The sequence below is a fragment of the Leptospira paudalimensis genome (assembly GCF_026151345.1).
Classification (GTDB): domain Bacteria; phylum Spirochaetota; class Leptospiria; order Leptospirales; family Leptospiraceae; genus Leptospira_A; species Leptospira_A paudalimensis.
Window position 1 is genome coordinate 3,418,462 of the sequence record NZ_JAMQPR010000001.1, and the last position, 18,463, is coordinate 3,436,924.

Annotated in this window: 17 protein-coding genes; 6 read left to right on the forward strand and 11 right to left on the reverse strand. The window is 36.8% G+C overall.

The genetic code is table 11. From position 1 onward, the window contains the following. Positions 1-5: 5 nt before the first annotated feature. Genes ND855_RS15835 through ND855_RS15865 form a run of 7 tightly spaced genes read right to left on the reverse strand, consistent with a single transcriptional unit; the run spans position 6 to position 7,859 of the window. Entirely contained in the window at positions 6-1,931 is a 1,926-nt protein-coding gene (locus ND855_RS15835; RefSeq protein WP_265359127.1) for an AMP-dependent synthetase/ligase, read from the reverse strand. Between the two features lie 8 nt (positions 1,932-1,939). Beyond that, a complete protein-coding gene (locus ND855_RS15840) occupies positions 1,940-2,770 on the reverse strand; it encodes an SDR family NAD(P)-dependent oxidoreductase (RefSeq protein ID WP_265359128.1) in 831 nt (276 codons plus the stop codon). A 10-nt stretch (positions 2,771-2,780) separates the two neighbouring features. Further along, complete coding sequence (locus tag ND855_RS15845) at positions 2,781-3,749, reverse strand: NAD-dependent epimerase/dehydratase family protein (RefSeq protein WP_265359129.1); 969 nt, start codon at positions 3,747-3,749, stop codon at positions 2,781-2,783. Between the two features lies 1 nt (position 3,750). Next, positions 3,751-4,878: an acyl-CoA dehydrogenase family protein gene (locus ND855_RS15850; protein ID WP_265359130.1), complete on the reverse strand. Its 1,128-nt coding sequence runs from the start codon at positions 4,876-4,878 to the stop codon at positions 3,751-3,753. Continuing rightward, positions 4,879-5,757: a bile acid:sodium symporter gene (locus tag ND855_RS15855; protein ID WP_265359131.1), complete on the reverse strand. Its 879-nt coding sequence runs from the start codon at positions 5,755-5,757 to the stop codon at positions 4,879-4,881. Then, entirely contained in the window at positions 5,747-7,300 is a 1,554-nt protein-coding gene (locus ND855_RS15860) for a GMC family oxidoreductase (RefSeq protein WP_265359132.1), read from the reverse strand. Before ND855_RS15860 ends, ND855_RS15855 begins: the two co-directional genes overlap by 11 nt. Continuing rightward, the gene (locus tag ND855_RS15865; protein ID WP_265359133.1) at positions 7,293-7,859 is read right to left on the reverse strand and encodes a hypothetical protein; all 567 of its coding nucleotides are present in this window, start codon (positions 7,857-7,859) and stop codon (positions 7,293-7,295) included. The genes ND855_RS15860 and ND855_RS15865 overlap by 8 nt, the downstream gene beginning before the upstream one ends. A gap of 190 nt (positions 7,860-8,049) precedes the next feature. Between ND855_RS15865 and ND855_RS15870 the strand changes: the two genes are divergently transcribed. Continuing rightward, positions 8,050-8,607: a TetR/AcrR family transcriptional regulator gene (locus ND855_RS15870; RefSeq protein ID WP_265359134.1), complete on the forward strand. Its 558-nt coding sequence runs from the start codon at positions 8,050-8,052 to the stop codon at positions 8,605-8,607. 20 nt (positions 8,608-8,627) lie between these two features. On the opposite strand, the gene ND855_RS15875 is transcribed toward ND855_RS15870, so the two are convergent. After that, entirely contained in the window at positions 8,628-9,830 is a 1,203-nt protein-coding gene (locus ND855_RS15875; RefSeq protein WP_265359135.1) for an EAL domain-containing protein, read from the reverse strand. A 532-nt stretch (positions 9,831-10,362) separates the two neighbouring features. On the opposite strand from ND855_RS15875, the gene ND855_RS15880 reads away from it, so the two are divergent. The 3 genes from ND855_RS15880 to ND855_RS15890 are packed head-to-tail and all read left to right on the forward strand — an operon-like array spanning position 10,363 to position 11,991. After that, positions 10,363-10,650 carry an ankyrin repeat domain-containing protein gene (locus ND855_RS15880; RefSeq protein ID WP_265359136.1) on the forward strand — a complete coding sequence of 96 codons (288 nt, stop codon included), beginning with the start codon at positions 10,363-10,365 and terminating at the stop codon, positions 10,648-10,650. Next, the gene (locus ND855_RS15885; protein WP_265359137.1) at positions 10,647-11,360 is read left to right on the forward strand and encodes an RluA family pseudouridine synthase; all 714 of its coding nucleotides are present in this window, start codon (positions 10,647-10,649) and stop codon (positions 11,358-11,360) included. Before ND855_RS15880 ends, ND855_RS15885 begins: the two co-directional genes overlap by 4 nt. Continuing rightward, complete coding sequence (locus tag ND855_RS15890) at positions 11,350-11,991, forward strand: HAD family hydrolase (protein ID WP_265359138.1); 642 nt, start codon at positions 11,350-11,352, stop codon at positions 11,989-11,991. The genes ND855_RS15885 and ND855_RS15890 overlap by 11 nt, the downstream gene beginning before the upstream one ends. Positions 11,992-11,993: 2 nt before the next feature. On the opposite strand, the gene ND855_RS15895 is transcribed toward ND855_RS15890, so the two are convergent. Both ND855_RS15895 and ND855_RS15900 read right to left on the reverse strand, forming a co-directional pair. Further along, positions 11,994-12,923, reverse strand: coding sequence for a response regulator (locus tag ND855_RS15895; protein WP_265359139.1), 930 nt, complete (start codon positions 12,921-12,923; stop codon positions 11,994-11,996). Further along, positions 12,920-14,536 (reverse strand): sensor histidine kinase, encoded by a 1,617-nt coding sequence (locus tag ND855_RS15900; protein WP_265359140.1) that lies wholly within the window; start codon positions 14,534-14,536, stop codon positions 12,920-12,922. Before ND855_RS15900 ends, ND855_RS15895 begins: the two co-directional genes overlap by 4 nt. A gap of 100 nt (positions 14,537-14,636) precedes the next feature. On the opposite strand from ND855_RS15900, the gene ND855_RS15905 reads away from it, so the two are divergent. Beyond that, on the forward strand, positions 14,637-15,710 hold the full coding sequence (locus ND855_RS15905; protein ID WP_265359141.1) for a quinone-dependent dihydroorotate dehydrogenase: 1,074 nt from the start codon (positions 14,637-14,639) through the stop codon (positions 15,708-15,710). Further along, positions 15,707-16,906, forward strand: coding sequence for a 23S rRNA (uracil(1939)-C(5))-methyltransferase RlmD (gene rlmD, locus ND855_RS15910; RefSeq protein ID WP_265359142.1), 1,200 nt, complete (start codon positions 15,707-15,709; stop codon positions 16,904-16,906). Before ND855_RS15905 ends, rlmD begins: the two co-directional genes overlap by 4 nt. On the opposite strand, the gene ND855_RS15915 is transcribed toward rlmD, so the two are convergent. Next, entirely contained in the window at positions 16,899-18,455 is a 1,557-nt protein-coding gene (locus tag ND855_RS15915) for an FAD-dependent oxidoreductase (protein ID WP_265359143.1), read from the reverse strand. The genes rlmD and ND855_RS15915 overlap by 8 nt on opposite strands. Between the last annotated feature and the right edge of the window lie 8 nt (positions 18,456-18,463).

An 18,463-nucleotide genomic window follows, 5' to 3' on the forward strand; every position in this document is an offset into this window, starting at 1 on the left:
TCCTTTTACTTACGATACATTGATTCAATTTCTTCATGGTATTTTTCTTGGACACGATTCCTTTTCACTTTTTGTGTTTGTGTAAGCTCATCATGGACAACAAATGGATTCTGAAGGATGTAAACATTTGAAATTCTTTCAAATGATTTGAATCCATTTTTATCTGAAATAAAATGTTTTACTTCATCTCGAATCAATTTCTGAATCACATCTGATTCATTATAGATAACCTGTTTCAAATCTAAATTGACTGAATGTTCTTTTAGATAGTTTTCTATTTTTTCTAAATTTAATAAAACCAAAGCTGAAAGAGTTTTTTTATCCTGACCAACGACAACTGCTTGGTCAATGTATTCACTTTGTTTCAAACAAATCTCAATAGGTTCTGGTTCAACGTTTTCACCACCAGAAAGAACAATAGTGTCTTTTGCTCTCCCTGCAAACTTCAAATTCCCTTGTGCCGTCCATACCAAAAGATCACCTGAATTTAACCAACGATCATCTGTTAATACAGCTCTTGTTTTTTCTTCTTCTAGATAATAACCTTTCATATTGTGGCGCCCATGATGGTGTGCCACACCCTTAATGCCAGGTTTTGTGACTTCTTTACCAAATTCATCAATCAATTTAATGGTAACACCATCGATTGGTTTCCCAACATTTCCCACGGAGAAATCGTTAAAATGTCGTATCGTTGAAACTCCAGAGTTTTCGGTCATTCCGTAAACTTCTAAAATTGGCATACCGATCGCGTACATGAATCGATCCACTTCAGCTTGTAAAGCACCTGCTCCAGCAAAAGCATATCGAAGTTTACCACCTAATACTGATAATATTTTCGATAATACAAGTTTTGAAATAGGTAAGATGGGAAGATATATGAGTAATTGAATTAAATTTACGATTTGAATTAAAATCTGTTTGGCTGTTTTGGGAGAATTAAATCTCGGAACACGATCAAATGCTTTGTCATAAGTAATCGAAAAATTTACAGAGTTCCAAACGAGTAACTTTAAAAAATATTTTTTGAAGGCAGAACTCTTTTGAATCGTATCTTTAATTTTATCATAAAAACTTTCCCATACTCTCGGTACGGTGAATAGAATTGTAGGTTTTGCTTTTGCTAAATCTTTTCCAAGTTCTTGTACACTTGTGAATGCGATTTTAATACCTGAATAAAAACAAATCGTTTCAAAAATTCTTTCACCACTATGCCAAGGAGGTAAAAAACCCAAGGTCACATCACCTTCTCCAACCTTTACACCTGTTTTTCTAAATTCGGCAACGAGAGCTTGGATTTCAAAAAGTATACTTCCATGAGTTAACATAACACCCTTTGGTTTACCGGTGGTTCCTGAAGTATAGATGATGGTAGCTAAATCTTCTTCTTGGATTTCTTCACCAATTTCATGATATGTTTTATCTTCTATGTTTGCTGCAAATGATCTCAAATCATCAAAATTAATGATTGGGCAATTGATGGATATAGAATCTACCTTGGTATCACCAAACAAAATGATAGTTTGCAGATTTAGTTTTTGAAACTCAGGCAAAAATTTTTTAAGTGCCTTTTCATTTTCAACAAAGACAATTTTACATTTTGCATGAGTCAGAATATAACTTATATCATCTAAAGTTGCATCTGTACCACGAGGAACATCAACACAACCAATGGAAGTAATGGCCATACTCACTTGTAACCATTGGTGCCCAACATCCGCGATGATTCCAATCCGGTCCCTTGCATTTGTATCCAAATGAATTAATGCTTTGGATATGAATTCAGAATTCGTTACAAACTCATTATAGGATATGTTTTGGTATTCTTTTTTTTGATTTTTATAACTTTGGACAGGAAGGTTTCCATATAGTCGCCTTCCTTCTTGGAGCAAATGATACAATGTTAATTGTTTCAGATTCGGAACTTTCATTCTATTCCCTATGCATTGATGTTCATATGATCGAGTAAAATTTTATCTTTCAATTTTTGCGGCAAAAAACGATTTAAACCTAAAAAGAATGTGCTCATAAAATCAACTTGATTGAATAATTTTGGTTTTTTTGCAGTAATCACTTTTACGATTCTTTCAGCTGCTTGTTTTGGATTCGTTGCTTTTTTGATTAGTTCATTGTCTCGATTGATAAATCGAACACATCTGTCATAATATGGAGAATTCGATTCCGGTAACTGTTGTGCTTTTGCAGCAAAGTTGGTAGAAACTTGCGCAGGTTGGATCATTGCAACCTGAATTCCAAATGGACTCACTTCATATCGCATAGATGAAACCATACCTTCAATCGCAAACTTAGTAGCTGAATAAATGGATTCAAAAGGAAATGGAACTTGTCCAACAAGAGAAGACATCACAACAATTTTTCCACTTCTTGCCTTCCGCATGGAAGGAACAAAAGCCTGTAAAAGTCTCGCACAACCAATCACATTGATATCAAAACATTGTAGTGCTTTGACCAAATTTACTTCTTCAAATGGACCAAAAAAACCGATCCCGACATTAGAGACAACAGTATCAACAGTACCAAACTTTTTGAGGACGGCATCTCTAAATTTTAAAATTTTGTCTGAATCAGTGATGCTTAATGATTCAAGATGGTGTTTTGCATTTAACTTATTGAGTTCATCAGATAAACTGTCTAAATATTTTTTTTCAATATCAAATCCACAAATTGTATATCCTTGTGATGCCAACATCAAAGATACTTCTCTACCCATACCTTGCGCAATTCCACTAATCACTACTACTTTACTCATTTTTATCCTCTTAAATTAATTTCATCGATTCCATTGAAGAAACAAAATTTGGATACCGTAATTGATATCCAGTTGATTTCAACTTTTGATTGTCCATATAATAGTCGTTATATAGATATTTGATTGCTTCATACTCTAAATCAGGAATTTTACCTTGTAATTTTGCAAAAGGTGCTTCTAATTTCGCAATCACCTTAAGTAATGATAAAGGAATATGAAGTTTATTGATTTTGGATCCAAACATCTTTGATGCTAAATCCAAAGCTTCTTCCAAACTTGGATTGCTATCGTCAGAGATGTTATAAACATTTCCAAAAAACTTGTTTTGTTCGGAAAGATAAATGGCAGAACCTGCAACATCTTCTACTCTAACATTTGCTAGTTTCATTTTGCCATCGCCAGGTATTCCTGCAATTTTGCCAGGTCTTGAAAAAACCTTACCGGCGCCATCATTACAACCAGGACCATACACAGTGCAAGGCCTAAGGATGACTGCCTGAAGCCCTTTTTTTATTTTCTCTGATACAATTTGTTCACCAGCATGTTTACTTTTTCCATATGCATCCTTTGGATTACAAACATCAGTTTCTTTAAAAGGAGTTCCTTGGTAAGTTCCATATACGCTGGAAGAACTAAAGTGAATGTATGCTTTTACACTATTTTGTAATGCAATTTTCGTAAGTTTATCAACAGCATCAACATTAATAGGTTTCAGTTTATCGTAACTAGTAGTTAAGTTACAAATCCCTGCGACATGAAAAATACGATCAACACCATTTACTAGTGAACGTAGTTCTTTCTCATCTCGAATATCTGCTCTTACATATTCGATATTGGGTTTTTGAAATAGTTTTATCTTATCATCACGTATATCAGTCACACGGATTTTAAGATTTGCATCCTTTGATAATTCCTTCAAAAGTTCAAATCCAATAAAACCATTGGCTCCAGTGATTAATGTAATTCCGGTATATTTCATATTAATAGTGGTATGATGGTCTGAGAATCTCTCTTGCAACATTATTCAACATTACTTCAGAACTTCCACCACCTGCTAACAGTGATTTTACTTCACGAACATATCGATCATATGGACGATTTCTATAACAAGCATGAGAACCTGTTAAGGTAAATGCTTTGTTAACAACTTCATCAGCAACTACTCCAGCTAAATATTTCGCAATAGAAGTTTCTAAGTTATGATTTACTTTTTGGTCATGTAACCAAGCTGCTTGATTTCTTGCTAGTTTAGCTGCTTCTAATTCAGAAGTTAGTTTTGCGATAATCCATTGTATCCCTTGAAAATCAGAAACACGACTCTCTCCAACTTTTCTAGATTTAGTAAAGGATACTGCATGATCTAAACAACCACGAGCGATCCCAATCAATTGTGAAGCAACTCCCAATCGACTCAATTTAAAAATTGCCATAAAGGTTTCGATCCCTCTTCCTTCTCTTCCTAAAACTGAATCAGCTGGTATACGACAGTCTTCAAAATGGACATCATACATAGGAGCTGATCTTAAACCAATGGGATCTTGTTTCTCGTAACGAATACCTTTTGAGTCTCGATCGACTAAAAACTCAGTTAAACCTTTATCAGTTTTTGCCAATACCATCATCAATTGAGCTTCTTTTCCTAAATTGATATGTACTTTAAGACCATTTAACACCCATTCGTTTCCGTCTTTCACAGCAGTTGTTTGAATATTTTGAAAAGAAGATCCAGCATCAGGTTCTGATATCGCTTGGGCCGCCATTATTTTACCTTTGGCAAGCTCTGGTAACCATTTACTTTTTTGTTCCTCAGTTCCTACAGCAAGTAATCCTTGTTGCGCTTGGATTAGATTTTGTGGTCCATAGATTAATTCTTTCGCAGTTTCTTCCATGATGATCGTGTATTCAATTGCACCTTTACCTAAACCACCGTATTGTTCAGGAACAATTACACCTGTCCAACCTCTATCACCTAGCGCATGCAATACATCCCATGAAAATTCGCTATCTCTTTCTTCCACATCGCGCTGAGGGTCACTTCCTGCAATTTTGGAATACGATGCAACTGCTGCTCTTAATGCATTTTGTTCTTCTGTAAAATAGAAATTCATTTAAACTGATCCTTTTAATTCTTGTTTAGATTTTATATAAAAATAGTAAGTTGCCGTTGCAGATGTAATGGGAACAAAGAGTGCATAAAGTAATGGCATCCACAATATTTCATTCACATTTGATCCTGAAAAACTGAGTAAAATTACTGCCATAGTCAATGGCCCATTTTGAATCCCAGTTTCTAATGATACAGTCCTTGATTGTTTTTCCGATAATTTTAATAATTTGCTAAATAGGTAACCAAAACTGTATCCAAGCACGGTAATCAATATTGCAGCCAAATACATTTGCCATGTTGTAACTTTTAAGATGTTGAAATTTTTGGGAACCATCACACCTAACAAAAATAAGATCATTAAAATTCCTAAAAAACTTCCAATTTTCTCAATCTTTAAAGCAAGTTTCGTATTCAGAGATCTTATTTTGATTCCAATTAATACGGGAATGATGAGCAATAGAATTGAACCAATGATACTTTTATATGGAATTTGAATCTCATCAATTACCAAACCAGAACAATAGATCCAAAATAAAAAAGGCATCATCACAATCGCAAGAATCGTCGATGCAAAAGTCATGCTGATGCTTAGTGCAACATCACCTTTAGCATAATAGGTGAGTAAATTTGAGGTTGTTCCACCTGGAGTACAACCGACCAAAATTAATCCAATTGAAAATAGTGGTGATAAGTTTAAACCCTTTGCCAACCCAAAAGCGATCAGTGGCATGAATCCAAACTGAGACAACATTCCAACCAGCAATGGTTTTTTCGAATGGATCGCTTTTTTAAAGTTTTCTAATGTTAAAGTACTACCCATAGCAACCATGAGGAAAAAAATCATAGCAGCGAATAATAATTCTTCTGTTTTAGTTAACATTCGATTGGTATTCCTTCGAAAGATTCGATGCTAATTTACTTGCAATTGCATAAATTGTATAACTTGGATTTACACCCAAACTTGTTGGAAAAATAGATCCATCGATGACTGATAAATTTTTGATATGATGAAATTTTCCATTCGTATCCACAACAGAAGATTCCATCGAATTTCCCATCGCATTTCCACCTAACGGATGTGTGGAGTTAACAACAGTGTTTGGGGATTGGATCACCATTTTTTCGATGCCTTTTTTGGCATCTGCCCAGGTTTTAAATGGACTGACTACGTTATTTGCTGGAACAACAGTTTTTGCACCTGCTGCAAATTGGCATTCTGCCATCGACAAATAGGACCTTCGAATTCCATCGACTATAAAATCATTGAGTGGATAATCAAGGATTGGATAACCCGCTTCATTCAATTGAACTGTTCCACCAAGACTATCTTCATGGAAACCATCACGAATTTGAGAGACGAGTACATGTAAGTTGGGATAACTTTTTACATATTGATCAAATTCTTCACCAACCAATTTTCTCAAATTCATTAATACAATTGGTTGTGCACCAACTGCTTCAATATTATAACCGGCTCTGCCTTTTACCCCATCCTTCCATAAAAATTCATCGGATGCGACAGATTGAGGTGCACCAAAAAATCCATACACAGGTGTTGGCATTTCCGCAACAGAGTAATTGTGTAGTTGCACAAAAGTTCTTTTACCAATCAATCCATAAGGATCTGGTAATTTAGAACGTAATAATAAAGCAGGTGAATTGATGGCACCGGCACTTGTGATAAAATGTTTCGCAAACAATCGAATTTTAGGTATTGTTTCACCCGTTTGAATACTTGGTTTACAATACAAATGATCGATTTTATTTTCTTTCCAAATGTATTGAACTGCATTTGTACGATATAAGAGTGTTGTCTTTTCTTTTAATGCAGATGGTATCGTAGTTACCAATTGACTTTGTTTTGCATCCACTGGACAACCCAAACCACAATAACCTAACATATTACAGTTTTTTACATTTCTTGGAATTGAGTTATATCTCCACCCCAGTTTTTTTGCTCCCACACTTAACAGGTTATTGTTTTGGTTATGAGCTTCCCAAGGTTGGATCGAAAATCGTTTTGATGCGATATCAAACCAAGGTTCCATATCTTCATTAGAATAACCTTTAATTCCTAATTCAGTTTCCCAATAAGAAAGTGTTTCTTTAGGTGTACGAATGCAAGTTGTCCAATTCACAACAGTTGATCCACCAACTGTCCTTCCTTGTACAACTGTAAATGCTTTATCCTTTGTTGGCCGCGTTGCACCTTCAAAGTACAATCGATTGAATGTAGAAAGTTCTTTTAAATCAAAGTCTTTACTACGTTCATAATTTCCCTCTTCCACAATGATGACGGAATATCCTGCTTTCGATAAAATCTCTGCACTTGTTCCACCACCAGCACCCGAACCGACGATGACAAAATCTGCTTCGAGATCTAAGTCTTTTTGTAAATAAGAAGCATCTATTAGTTTATCCATGACGTAATCCTAATGCGTGTTTTGGACCTGGATAACCAACGTGTTTCCAAGAAACACTCGTTTCAAAGTATCCGATCGTAACCATTGATTGTAATAAAAAGAAAATTGATCGAAGTAAACTGATGGAAGATGTTTTCCACTGATTTAAAGTTTTGATTACAGTTTCTCTGTTAGTAAGTTCCCAATTAGAACTTGAACCAAATAAATACCATCTAACAGCACTTATGTTTAAAAATTGGATTGCTTCTATAATTTCGGCTTGGGTGTGAGAAGGTAAACTAAAGAGGTATGAGTCAATGCCTAATACGACTTCCTTCAGTACCTTTTCTTTTTCTTTCTCTTCTTTTGGTAAAAACGTAAATAATAGGGCATCTGCTAAGAAATAGAATAAATTCTGCCCTCGATTGTCCAAAAATCGACAATCCAAACCTCGATCACTCTTTGTGACATCATCCTTTGCCTGACAACCACTGGTGCTCAGGTACAAAAAGACTGCTCCCATCAACGATGTTTTGACAAGAGTACGTCTTGAAATCAGCTTTTGATTCAAAATTGCCATTCTTTATCCGTATTTCCACTCACAAATTAATGAATGAATATTCATTCCTTTTTTTACTTTACAAGTACTTTTTTAAAAAAAGAATGAAAAGAAATGGATTCGGGTTATCTATGACCCCTATCCAAAAAAGAACATCCCATGCGGAAATAGGTTTGGATAGGTTAACCATTTGAGCGAAAAGGTTTCTAAATTGAATAAAAGCGAAGAGATCTTATCTGCTGCATTAGAATTGTTTACGGCGAAAGGGTTTGATGGAACGGCTGTGCCCCTCATTGCTGAACGAGCCAATGTAGCTGCAGGAACAATTTACCGTTATTTTGCCAGTAAAGAAGAACTTGTGAACTCACTCTTTCAAAAATGGCAAGAAAGTCTTTATTCAAAAATCAAAGATAATTTTCCTCACGATGCAGGACCAAAAGAACAATTCCATCAAATTTGGAAATCCATGGCCGAATTCCAAAGAGAAAACCCTGTGGCGTTTGATTTTTTAGAAATGCAGTACAATCTTCCCTATTTAGACAAAAAAAGTTTCGCAAAACGTGCGTTACTTCTAAAATTTCTCACTCGATTTGCCCATGACAACCGTGATATTCTGATTAAATTTCCACCAGATGCACTCATTGCGATTGTATGGGGAGCTTTTGTGGGACTCGTAAAAGGTTCTCGGAATGGAAAGATAAAATTAGATGATCAATTCTTAAAAGAAACAGAAGACTTACTTTGGAATGCGATTAAACTTCCAACGTAAATTTTTTGAAGCATTTCTAATTATTTCCCATCTTCCAAAACTAAATCCACAAAAAAGGAATATCCCATTTCATTTACATGGGAAAATACAATTACTTTCTTTTTTAATGTTTTGTCCCAGTACGGGTCACTGACTTGCCAATTACCATTATCACGAAACACTTGTTTAACGTGCTTATAAAAAAAAGGCATATAAGACCAGTTTTTCTGCAAAAAAGACATGTTCTCAATAAATGCAGAATCATTTGTCCTTTCATAGTAAGGTGAAACCTGGGTTCCTTGCCAATCTGTAACATATACCCTTTGGATCATCGGATCCAATTTGAAGAAACTTTGTGGGTCAATGATCACTCGATTCCCTAGCGAAATTGTTTTTAAAGGAAGTGACATCAACTTGGACTTGATTTGTTTTTCAAATTCAATTTCTTTTGCTACTTCGATTCGTTTTGATTCGTGGTACAAATGTAAAAGGGGAACGACAACATCCCTTATAGTTTGTTTATCTTCTTTGTATTCTAATGGTTTTCCTAAAAAATAACCTTGTAAATATGTCGCACCAGAACTGACTGCTTGGTACAATTCTTCCTCTGATTCAATTCCTTCAAATAGTAACTGAGAACCAATGCTAAGTGAAATTTGTTTCAAGTATTCTAAGATTGACTGGTATTCTCTTTGTTCAATAGACTTCTTTAACAAATTTAAATCGATTTTGATAATATCTGGTTTTATTGCACCTAACCTTTCCAAGTTGGATGATTCTGATCCCACATCATCCAAAGCAATACTAAATCCTTGTTCTCGCAGTAGTTCCACACCAGCAGCAAGAACATCGGTCCCATAACTTCCTGATTTTTCTGTGATTTCCACAACAATCTGATTGAGTGGGATTCCAGATTCCTTTACAATTTCAGCGATGGGAAGTGAGTTCCCTTTACTCTCTTCATACTCCAATATCACCTGATCTGGTGACATGTTCACAAAAAGTTGGTCATTACTATCTTTGATTTTATCCAAGGAAAGACCGAGTAACTTACGATCGATCACAGTCATCCGTAGCGGAGTTACCTGTGGATCCATAAATTCAGGAACCACTACAAGTGAACCTTTCTCATCTCGGACACGGCCTAGAGATTCGTACCCGATGACAGTCTGTTCTTCCACAGAAAAGATGGGTTGGAGTAATGGGACATATTGTTTCTCTTTGGTTCCTGCCATCGCGTTCATCAAATTTCTCCCCTGTCCTTATTCTGTTTTAACAGATATTTATTCAATAAATTAAACATATTTCGATCGAATCTTGTTCCTTTTCCAGGCAATCTTCTGATTTCAGAGATGTCTTGACCCAGATTTCACTTTTCCTTAGACTCTCGCGAATGCGATACACAAGCCTGGTCCTCAACATTGTTTTCAGCAAATTGGCAACGAACGCGTAGTCAGTTGTCAAACTCCCATCCATTCCATCACAGCAGATATAGACTGATATCCTGGCAATGAGGTCAAATTAAGTCGTGAAGAATCTGGTCTTGCACCTAACTGGATTTTAACGATTGATAGTGCAAAGTTCATAGACCAAGGAAAACGAAACACTATTTTGTATGGCAATGCCCACGGAAGGATCCATGAATTAAATGAGTCCATTTTGAACCAAAATAGTAAGATAAGTCTTATTGAAGAAAAACCAGCGAGCCGCATTATCTACATTCCACAAAGTAATTCGGAAGACTTACAAGTGAAACATTGACAAATCATTCGTTCTATGGCAATCACACCGAATGGAAATACCGCATTGGAACAAGCGATTACCAATGAAAATTGGCCAGCCACAAAAATCCTTTTGAGTGTCGAAACCAATATCAATGGATGGGACAAATATGGTGCTACGAAATTACACAGTGCAATTTTAAATGAAAAATTTGAACTCATCCAACTCCTACTCGACGCAGGTGCCGATCCGCAAAAAAAAGACAAATGGGGGAAAACTGCGATTGAAATTGCTGAGAGGCAAAACAATCCCAAGGTTTTAAAACTCCTCAATAAAGAATGAAACAAAAAACAAACACTCGGTTTTTACCAAAAGGCCTAACCATCTTACATGAAGACCGAGATATCCTCGTCGTTGATAAACCGGCTGGACTACTCACCATTGCAACTGATTCTGAAAAATCAAAAACTGCTTACGCTTCCCTTATGGATTATGTAAAAAAAGGAAGTGATCGTTCCAAAAATCGAATTTTTATCGTTCACCGATTGGATCGTGATACTTCCGGTGTTTTGGTATTTGCGAAAACAGAAATCGCCAAACAAACATTACAAGAAAATTGGGACAAAACCAAAAAAGTTTATATCGCAGTTACACATGGAATCTGGAAACTCAAACAAAGTTCCATCCAATCGTATTTAACAGAGTCCAAAGCCCACCGCGTTTATTCTGTTGATGATCCCAAACTCGGAAAATTTTCCGAAACAAAATACAAAGTGTTAAAAGAATCCAATTTGTATTCCCTTCTCGAAATTGATCTCATCACTGGTCGAAAAAATCAAATTCGCGTACATTTTGCAGAAAAAGGTCATCCCATTGTCGGAGATACCAAATATGGAAACGAAACAAAATCCTTTCCAAGAATGGCACTCCATTCATATTCCATCACCTTGACTCATCCTTTTCAAAAAAAACCATTAACATTTATGACCAATATTCCCAATTTTATCACAGGTCTTGTGGGTGGTTATGAAAGGATACAAGATGAAACATAAAGGATTTATTTTTGATATGGATGGGGTGGTTGTCGACAATCACAAATTCCATTTCAAAGCATGGATGGAATTTTCAAAAAAATATAAATTTCCCCTCGATTCCCAAATTTATCGAGATACTTATAATGGAAAAACCAATGCTGATTTATTCAGAATGATCTTTGGAGAAATTTCTTTAGAGGAGATCCAAAACTACGGTGCCGAAAAAGAAAACTTATACCAAACCTTATACAGACAAGAAATGAAACCTCATCTTGGAATCATCGAATTCTTTCAGTATTTGAAATCTAACCAAGTAAAGTTAGCTCTAGGAACTTCCGCACCAACCATGAATGTCAATTTTACATTAGATAACCTTCACTTACGATCTTACTTTGATGTCATCATTGATGGTTCCATGGTGACTCAAGGCAAACCACACCCTGAAGTCTACGAACTTTGTGCAAAAGGACTTGGCCTTAGTCCAAAGGATTGTATCGTATTTGAAGATTCGATTGCTGGATTACAATCTGGAAAGGCCGCAGGTTGTTCCATTTTGGGTGTTGCCACTTCGCATACAGTAGAAGAATTAAAACCCCATGTGGAGCAAATCATTTCTGATTTTACTGACCCACTGGTGTTTTCATTATAAATTTATTCCTGAAAATCAGTGAGTAAATTACTGGTTTTGTTGGTTAAATCAATGCGTATAATGGCTGTTCTACCTTCATCAATGTAAGTAAGATCATCAAAGGATAATTTTTTTGCCATAAAGATCCCACGTCCGTGCGTTTTGAACGCATTTTTAGTCATTGCTTCGATCGACAAATATCGTTTCCAATCGAATCCTTTCCCTTGGTCACTGATACGAATTTCAATACGTTCTTGGTTTCTTTCAAAGGTTACCTTTACAAATTTGTCTTTGTATTCAGGTGTATCTAATCTTCGAAAAATTTCTTCCATCAATTTATCATTATCATGGAGTTCCGATTTTTCCTGGTATGAAATTCCTAAATTTCCATGTTCAATTGCGTTGTTTAGAATTTCCATGATCCCAGTTAACACACGTTCAGGATCGGGACAAGCATTGGCAAGTAAGGGAGCAAGTTCATGTGATTCACGAATGGAACGAATCCTAAATTCACCAGTGATCATATGGCGAAGGGCACCCATTCCTTTATGAAGGTCTTCTTTTGCTCTTTGTAATTTGATAAAATGTTCAACTGCAGTTTGCACTATTCGGACGAGGAGTGCACGCGAATATGGCTTTGTTAAATAATAAAAAGCACCAGCATCAAGGCCTTCTGTCATATCAGTGATGGAACTCATAGCAGTTTGGAAAATGACAGGGATATCTCTGTACTTTTCTGATCGTTTGATTTTTTTTAACAGTTCGATCCCGTCCATCTTTGGCATCAATCGATCTAAAATAATAGCATGAAATACCATAGAACCAGAGCTTAAAATTTGGAATGCTTCTTCTCCATCTTTTGCTTTGACAACAGTGAATCCTTTATCTGACAAAGACTCGTCAATGATCATTAAATTGATCATCTCATCATCAACAGCGAGTAAATTGATCATCGAATTCCTTCACGGGAACTTGGTATTAACATTGTAAAAACTGCTCCCTTATCTTCATGATTTTCAGCATATAACAATCCGTTGTGATCATTTACAATTTCTCTTGAGATCGACAATCCGAGCCCAGTTCCTTTGGTTCCAGCTTTTACTTGTTTGGATTGGATGAACTTTTCAAAAATTTTATCTAGGTCTTCGGAAGGAATTCCTGGACCGTAATCTCTGATTTGGATGCCAATTCCTTTCACATACGACTGAGATTTTCTTGGAATAAATTCTCTTTTTATCAAACTAATCTCAATATTAGTGTCATTTGGGATGAATTTTAATGCATTGGAGATAATATTTCTGATCACCTGTTGGATCCGCTCATAATCGAAATCTGCTTCCCAACGTTCCTCATTATTTAGTAAAACAACTGTGATTCCTCTTTTTTCCAAAATTGCACGCATTTCATTGATTACAAATTTGGTTGTTTCCTTTAAACAATTCCGTTCAAAAAGATATCGCATTTTACCTGATTCTAATTTGGCAATATCTAATAAATTTTCGAGAAGAGCAAGTAACCGTTTCCCCGAGGAATCGATGATGTGAAAGTATTCTTTAATTTTTTCGGGCGAAACAGTGGCTGATTTTTCCGCACCTAATTCCGCATAACTTAAAATAGCATGAATCGGAGTTTTTAACTCATGTGAGATATTGGCAAGAAACAGAGATTTCATATAAGAAGCTTCTTCTGCAATATTTTTGGACATTTTTAAGTCCATCGTTTGCCTTTCGACCAATTCTTCTAAATGATTTCTGTATTGGTATAATTCCTCTTCTTGGAGTTTTCTTTGGCTGATGTCTCTCAGGATCCCTGTAAACATCTTTCCAGATTTTGTCTTAAATTCTCCAACCGAAAGTTCACATGGAAAAATTTCACCTGACTTCCGTTGTGCGAATACCTCTCGGCCAACACCAATAATATGAGTTTCTCCTGTTTCTTTATACCGCCTCAGGAATTCATCATGTTTGTCCTTGTAATCGGGAGGAATGATGATCGTTACATTTTTTCCAATCACCTCCTCTTGTTTGTAACCAAATGTATTCTCTGCTGTTTTATTAAAAAATTGAATGATTCCTTCATCATTGATGATCACAATGGAATCAGCAGCATTCTGTGCCATGGAAAGAAATCTAGATTCACTTTCTAAAAAAGCATTTTCTAAACGTTTGCGTTCGGTAATGTCACGATGGTTGGACATGATATAACCATCATATAAAACCACAAACCTTACTTCCACATGACGAATATTAGGTTCCTCTCCATAGGAATACTCTTTCCAAAATACTAAACTTTTTTTGTCAGATAAGTAAGCTAGAGCTTCCGATGTGATTTCACGCAAATAAGGAGGAAGACCAACACTGATATGTTGTCCTAAAAGTGACTCTGGTTTGTCTCCAATATTGACAAACCTTGAAGTTTTATAATCAACGATGATCCCATCGCGATTGATTTTAAGCCAAAAGTCTGGGTTTGATCTGAGTAAATTTTCTAATTCCCGGAGTACTTCTTCCTGGGGAAAGGCAGATGGATTTTGCCAAATACGAGATATAGGGGAATTAGATGGCATCAAGTACTGTCCTTTGAAGGAATATAGGAAACGTCGCTATTTTCGGAAAGAAATTGTAAGAAATCACGGGGAAAAAAGAATCAACGTAAGGATTTTTCCCTTGTTTTACCACCACCTGATCAAACCCATTCTCTTTCATTTAGACCCTGAATCAGCGCACCATCTAGTCGCTACTTTTCTTTCTTTGTCCAAAAAAATCCCGTTTTTCCATAAAACTTTAAGCCTTCTTTTCCAATACAATTCAAAACGTTTGGAACAAACCATCCAAGGCATCCATTTTCCAAATCCAGTTGGTCTAGCAGCAGGCTTTGATAAAACAACGGAACTTTTCCCTACCATGATCCACATGGGTTTTGGATTCATAGAAGTAGGAACCATCACTGCAAAAGCACAACCTGGGAATGAACAACCGAGATTATTCCGGTTTCCGAAAGTAAAAGCTCTCGTAAACAGAATGGGTTTTAATAACCCAGGTGCCGACAATGCCGAGATCGAATTGAAAAAACAATCCAAAATGGGAGTAAGAGGGATCAACGCAGGAAAATCGAAAGTGACTGCCTTAGAAGATGCTGTCAGTGATTATGTTTACACTTTTAAAAAACTGCTACCTTACGGAGATTATGCGGTAATTAATATCAGTTCACCAAACACACCTGGATTACGTAGCCTACAATCCAAACAAAGTTTAATTGATCTTATCGTTGGGATCCAAAAAGAATTTTCAAACTCATTCCCTATTCCATTGTATTTAAAATTTGCTCCAGATCTTTCCGAAGAGGAACTCATTGAAAATCTCAATGTCTGTCTGGATTACAAAATAAGTGGTGTAATCCTTACCAATACCACTCTCGACAAACAAAGCCTAGGTGAAACTAATCCTCCTGAAGGTGGTTTATCAGGTGGCCCTTTATTCCAAAAATCACTTCGATTTGTATCTCTTGCGTACCAAACTCTAAAAGGGAAAATTCCCATCATCGGTGTGGGAGGGATTGATTCGGGAGAAAAAGCCCTACAGATGATCGAAGCAGGTGCCAATCTCATCCAAATTTACACTGGTTATATTTATGAAGGTCCTTTTTTACCGTATCAAATTTGTTCCTATTTGGATAAAGCAATGAAAGACCGTGGATACAACTCCATTGACCAACTGGTTGGTTCAGGAAAATCAAAATGAACACAACAAAAACTAACAATCCTATTTGTACTCATTTCGGAACCTGTGGTGGGTGTAACTACCTCGACATTGAATACACAAAAGAACTTCGAAAAAAAGAACAAAACATCAAAGAACTTTTTAAAACATACCGTCATGTGGAATTCAAAACCATAGTTCCCAGTCCCTCTCCAGAATACTACCGTCACAAAATCCAATTACCTTTTGGCCGACGTAATGTCGGAAACAAAACTTTACTCACACTCGGACTTTTCAACCGTGAAGCAACATTTGTCTTAGACCAAACAGAATGCCAAATCCAAGACCCTGGATTAACAGAAGTGGCACTTGCCGTCAAACAATGGGCTAGGCGAGAGGGATTACTTCCTTATAATGAAAAATCCAAACGTGGTATGATGAAGTACCTTGTTGCAAGGAAGTCGTTTTCCACAGGCGAAATCATTCTGGGAATTGTGACTGCAAAGGAAGACTTACCGCACGCTAAGGATGCATCCAAAAGACTTCACACTGCTATACAAAACCGGATTGGAAAATCGGGTAAATTGGGTAAACTAGTAGGGATCATTCATAATATCAATACCAAACATACAACGATGGCACTTGGTCGCGAAGAACATCTGTTATGGGGTAGACCTTATATCCACGAACATTTCGGAAAACACAAATTCCGTGTAGGTCTTTCAACCTTTTTGCAGGTAAATCCCATACAAACACCGAGTTTATACAATTTGGTTCTGGATGAGATAGAAAAAGACTCACGAGTGATTGATGCCTATTCAGGGATTGGCACCATTTCCTTTTGGATTGCAGGCCAGTGTAAAGAAGTTCTTGGCATCGAAGAAAATCCAAATTCTCATAGAACTGCTTTGGAATCGGTTAAATTCAACAAAGTCCACAATGTTCGGTTTCGTAAAGGGAGAGTGGCAGAAGTTTTACCATCTCTATTTGGAAAAAACTATGATACCATTGTGATCGATCCACCAAGAACAGGTCTTGGCCCAGATGTCGCAGAGACCATCCTCGGTATGGGATTTAAAAAAATTGTCTATGTATCCTGTGATCCCATGAGCCTCAGAGAAGATACAAACCTATTAGCGAGACAATATTTTTTGAATTCCTTACAACCTGTTGATATGTTCCCAAGAACGGATCATGTGGAAACAGTGGCAGTGTTCAGAAATAAAAATCTCATATAACTTCTGTTATAAATTCTGAAGCTTTTTTACTAAATGCCATAATGGTAAAACTTGGATCGACACTGACACCTGTTGGAAACACAGAAGAGTCGGCTACAAAGAGATTCTGAAATCCATGCACTAGGTGTTTGGAATTTACTACGGAAGTTTCACTCGATTTTCCCATCCTACAGCCTCCAGCAGGGTGAGGCGCTGCCATCGGGAACTCTGCTGGCCTCCAAGCCAAAGCATCAATTTCCTCTTTTTTAGGTAACTTTGTGTATTTCCGAAGTTTCATTCCAGCAAGGAACACCTCTTTGGCACCTGCTTCAAAATTCAATTTCATTTGTTTGTACGTTAGATCGCTGAATATTTGTTTGGTGGTCTTTCCAAACGGATAATGAACTTTCGTTTTTCCAAAAAAATCAACTTCGATGGATCCCAGTTCCCCATCCACATCATCAATCCAACCAATGGTTCCACCCAAATATTCTAGTTGTTTCATATAACGGAAGTGATCTTTTCCAAAACTAGGAAGTAATGCAGCAAGGGTTCCTGGTTGCAATTGGTTTGGCATCAGCATATACCCACCTTCTTTGTAAGAACCGTTTTGGAATTTTGCCAATCGAAAACCTTCAACGCCGTACGCTGCAGGAATATTTCGCCATTGAACAATTGGCTCTTCATACAATGCATGCACCATCGGAGAAGGGTTGATGGCCAAAAATTTTCCAAGAGTTGGAAGTCTTTTTTTGAGACCATTCTTCAGTAAAAATTTGCTACTTCCAAAACCTCCAGCTGATACACAAACTGCTTTTGATTGGAACCGGAGTTTGGTTTGGGTTGGTCTTAAAGTTCGTCTGTCGATCACTACAGCTTCTAATCCCTTCACTTGGTTTCCGACGATGTCCAATCGTTCAGCACGTAAATCAGTATACACGTCGGTTCCAAGGCGAACAGCACTTGGAATATGAGTGATGAGTTGGGATTGTTTTGCTCCGAACATACAACCTTGCATACAGTGGCCAGACTTTTGGCAATTTTTCCTTGCTTGTGGGACATGATGACCTTCCCAACCTAATCGTTGTGATGCGTTTCGGAAGATACGATTCATGGGATTAAAGTATTCTTCTGTTGCAGGTGTGACATGTAAGTCTGTTTCTAGTTCCAACCAATATGGATTTAAGTCTTCGGGAAGGTGGTATTCGATCCCATATTTACGATTCCATAATAGAAGGCGATCTTCGGGAGTTCGGTAACTATCTGCCCAGTAATGTACCGATGCTCCGCCTAAATTATTTCCATACACCAAATTAATTCCACCATCAATTGTGGTATGAAAATTCCTTTCTGCAGATACTTTTCCTGCCATATTCAATTCATTGTTATCAAAGGTTCCTGTATGGTAGTTTCCACCTTGTTCGAGAAGGGCTACTTTGATCCCTCGTTTGGAAAGTTCGTAAGCCATCGTTGCACCGCCACAACCGGAACCAATTACCACCACATCCACTTGGATGACTTCCCCTGGTTGGTAACTTTTATAATCTCGATAGATACCTGATTTTTTCATTTGATACC